Source organism: Bradyrhizobium sp. (assembly GCF_019244115.1).
Taxonomy (GTDB): domain Bacteria; phylum Pseudomonadota; class Alphaproteobacteria; order Rhizobiales; family Xanthobacteraceae; genus Bradyrhizobium.
Genome location: NZ_JAFATE010000782.1, coordinates 1 through 2416, shown reverse-complemented (window position 1 = coordinate 2416; position 2416 = coordinate 1). Strand labels below are relative to the sequence as shown.

General features: G+C 61.4%; 3 protein-coding genes. All 3 read left to right on the top strand.

The genetic code is table 11. The features are described from left to right. The first annotated feature begins 418 nt into the window (after nucleotides 1-418). Nucleotides 419-772: a DUF3489 domain-containing protein gene (locus tag JOZ76_RS33440; RefSeq protein WP_291705654.1), complete on the top strand. Its 354-nt coding sequence runs from the start codon at nucleotides 419-421 to the stop codon at nucleotides 770-772. Between the two features lie 2 nt (nucleotides 773-774). Then, nucleotides 775-1179, top strand: a complete 405-nt coding sequence (locus JOZ76_RS33435) for a DUF2924 domain-containing protein (protein WP_291705653.1) — start codon at nucleotides 775-777, stop codon at nucleotides 1177-1179. 64 nt (nucleotides 1180-1243) lie between these two features. Continuing rightward, the coding region (locus tag JOZ76_RS33430) for a recombinase family protein (RefSeq protein WP_291705652.1) at nucleotides 1244-2416 on the top strand (1173 nt) is incomplete at its 3' end.

The window sequence follows — 2416 nt, the reverse complement described above, 5'->3', positions numbered from 1 at the left end:
TTGGAATATGCGCGACAGAGACTGGTCGCGAATTCCGTCGAAAACACCCTCCTAGCGGCTCCTGATGGGGCCTCGACAGACGAGTCGACCCTGCAAGGGGCCGCGGATCTCGAGTCGTTATTCACTAGCCAAATCGTTGATCCGGATCGCTAAAATTCCTGGCTGGGCTGGGATGATTCGAACTCTCGAATCTGGAGACGTATTGGTGGTTCCCGACGAGGTTGCCGCGCAGCGCTAGGCCGGTCGACAAGCGACCTCATCTCGCAGAAAGGAGTGGACTTCCTCCGCGATTGGAGCGTCAGTGTCGCCGTGCCCTTTTGGCCCGGGCCCGGGAACCTGCCCCGCTGGCGATGCCGCCGCTGTGGGGTTTCGGCAGTGATGGCGCCAGTTGCCGTCACAACCGAAAGGGAGCTGACAAATGTCGCACAACAACAGCCGCACTAAGAGCAAGTTTGCGCGTGCCAGAGGCCAGAAGCAACCGCCGCAGAAGCCTGCAAAGATCATCTCATCTTCGAGCGCGGCCGCGACCAAACAGGAGGCTGTGCTCGCTTTGCTGAGACAGCCTAAAGGTGCAACGGTTGTCGCGATCATGAAGGCCACTGGCTGGCAACCGCATTCGGTCCGCGGCTTCTTCTCCGGGGTGGTGCGCAAGAAGCTCGGCTTGACGCTGAACTCTGAGAAGGCCGATGGCGAGCGCAGCTATCATGTAGCCGCAGCTAGACTCGCCAAAACGAGGGCGAAGCCGAACATTTCTGCGCCGCCGGCTGTCTAGCCGTGGCTGGGCCGGACAGGCGACAAATCGAGCGGGAGATCGATCGCCTGCGGTCGCTTTCCCTCGAAGAACTGCGCGGCGAATGGCGGCGGCTGCACCAGGCGAATGCGCCCAAAATCAGTCGAGACCTGTTGGTCCTGGGGTTGGGTTACAAACTTCAGGAAATCGAGCAAGGCGGGCTCGGTCAGGCGACAAAGCGCAAGCTGGCAACGCTGGCGAAGACCTTGCGGACAACGGGCCGGGTCGGCCCGATGCCGAGCCTCAGCCTAAAGCCTGGAGCACGTCTTGTTCGCGAATGGCACGGTCGTGCCCATATCGTCTCTGTCACTGAAGACGGCTTCGAATATGCCGGGGCAAGTTATGCCTCGCTGACCCAGATAGCCAAGAAGATCACGGGGGCGCATTAGTCGGGTCCACGCTTCTTCGGATTGCTGGCACCAGGCCAAGAGCGCCGCAACACCGGAGTGCGCGATGGCTGAAGCGGCAAGGCCGCCGCGACGGGCCAGCAACAGGCTTCGCTGCGCGGTCTACACACGCAAATCGTCGGAGGAGGGCCTGGAGCAGGCCTTCAACTCGCTCGATGCCCAGCGCGAAGCTTGCGCCGCCTATATCCAGTCACAGAAGCATGAAGGCTGGACGGTGTTGCCGGCCTTGTATGACGATGGCGGGTATTCCGGGGGCACGATGGAGCGGCCGGCCCTGCAAAAGCTGATCGCCGACATCGAGGCCGGCCAGATCGACGTGGTGGTCGTCTACAAGGTCGACCGGCTGACGCGAGCCCTGTCCGATTTTGCCAAGCTCGTGGAGGTCTTCGACCGTCGTGGCGTGTCGTTCGTGTCGATCACCCAGCAATTTAACACCACGACCAGCATGGGTCGGCTGACGCTCAATGTGCTGTTGTCCTTCGCTCAGTTTGAACGCGAAGTCATCGGCGAGCGGGTGCGCGACAAGATTGCTGCTGCCAAGAAGAAGGGCATGTGGATGGGCGGCATGCCGCCTCTGGGCTACGACGTCAAGGACCACAAGCTTATTGTCAATGACGAGGAGGCTCAGACCGTCGTTGACATTTACCGGCGTTATCTTGCGCTCAAATCGGTACGGGCGCTGGCGGACGAGCTTGCCGGCGCGAGGGTCAGAAGCAAGCGGCGGGTTCGCCACGATGGCACCCAGTATGGTGACCAAAAGCTTGCCCGCGGCGCGCTCTATCTGATGCTGCAGAATCGCATTTACCGCGGCGACATCACCCATAAGGGCAATGCCTATCCTGGAGAGCATCCGGCCATCATCGAAGCGCAGCTGTGGGACGACGTGCAAGCGGTGCTCGCCGCGAATCGGGTGGAACGGGCCAGCGGCAGGCGCGCCAAGCATCCAAGCCTGCTCGCCGGCCTGGTGTTTGAGGCGAGCGGCGAGCGCCTGACGCCGAGTCATGCGGTCAAGAAGGGAAGGCGCTATCGCTATTATGTCTCATCGTCCCTCGTCAGGGGCACAAGAAGTGACCGTTCAAAGGGCTGGCGTATTCCGGCAGGCGATCTGGAAGACCTGGTGATCGGCAGACTTCGCGACTTTCTCGCCGATCCCATGGCAATCCTCGATGCCGTCGCTGGCGAAAGCCATAGCGGTTCAACGCAGCGCCAGCTGATCGAA

Coding starts and splice junctions, on each gene's coding strand:
- JOZ76_RS33440 (WP_291705654.1), top strand. CDS start 419: ATGTCGCACAACAACAGCCGCACTAAGAGCAAGTTTGCGCGTGCCAGA.